A 1,146-nucleotide genomic window follows, 5' to 3' on the forward strand; every position below is an offset into this window, starting at 1 on the left:
GCACGAAGCACGGTCTGCTCGGCGCCGTGTTCCAGACGCCTTCGGAGCGTCAGGAAGAGCGCGAGATCAAGGAGCGCGCGCTCGAACTGCTCGAATACGTGGGCATCGCGCAGTACGCGGACTACACGTCGCGCAATCTTTCATACGGCCACCAGCGCCGTCTGGAAATTGCGCGCGCGCTCGCGACCGACCCGAAGCTGCTCGCGCTCGACGAGCCGGCGGCGGGCATGAACGCGACCGAGAAGGTCGAACTCACGCGCCTGCTCGACAAGATCCGCGCCGATGGCAAGACCATCCTGCTGATCGAGCACGACGTGAAACTGGTGATGGGCCTGTGCAACCGGATGACAGTGCTCGACTATGGCAAGGTGATCGCAGAGGGTCTGCCGCATGACGTGCAGAAGGACCCGAAGGTGATCGAGGCGTATCTGGGTGCGGGGGTTCACTGATGTCGACATCGGTTCTGAAAATCAAGGGTCTTCAGGTCAACTACGGCGGGATCCAGGCGGTCAAGGGCGTGGACATGGAAGTCCGCCAGGGCGAACTGGTCACGCTGATCGGCGCGAACGGCGCGGGCAAGACCACGACGATGAAGGCCATCACGGGGCTGAAGCCTTACTCGGCGGGCGACATCGAGTACATGGGCCAGTCGATCAAGGGCGTGCCGGCGTACGAGCTGCTCAAGCGCGGCCTCGCGATGGTGCCGGAAGGCCGCGGCATCTTCGCGCGCATGTCGATTCTCGAAAACATGCAGATGGGCGCGTACCTGCGCAGCGACAACGACGGCATCCAGAAGGATGTCGAGCGCATGTTCGGCTTCTTCCCGCGCCTGAAGGAGCGCGCCACACAGCTCGCGGGCACGCTCTCGGGCGGCGAGCAGCAGATGCTGGCCATGGCGCGCGCGATCATCAGCAAGCCGAAGCTTTTGCTGCTCGATGAGCCGTCGATGGGTCTTTCGCCGATCATGGTCGAGAAGATCTTCGAAGTGGTGCGCACAATCTCGTCGGAAGGCATCACGGTGCTGCTGGTGGAGCAGAACGCGCGTCTCGCGTTGCAGGCGGCGAATCGCGGCTACGTGATGGACTCGGGTCTCGTGACGATGGAAGGCGAGGCCAAGCAGATGCTCGACGATCCGAAGGTGCGCGC

At 63.5% G+C, this 1,146-nt stretch carries 2 protein-coding genes; both read left to right on the forward strand.

The annotated features are described in order from the left end of the window. Positions 1–449 (forward strand): ABC transporter ATP-binding protein (locus C7402_RS46015; protein ID WP_133254681.1); only part of this gene is annotated, 449 nt, incomplete at its 5' end. Next, positions 449–1,146: ABC transporter ATP-binding protein (locus tag C7402_RS46020; RefSeq protein ID WP_133254680.1), on the forward strand; the 698-nt coding region annotated here is incomplete at its 3' end. The genes C7402_RS46015 and C7402_RS46020, both read left to right, overlap by 1 nt.

The sequence above is a fragment of the Paraburkholderia unamae genome (assembly GCF_003096875.1).
GTDB lineage: Bacteria > Pseudomonadota > Gammaproteobacteria > Burkholderiales > Burkholderiaceae > Paraburkholderia > Paraburkholderia unamae.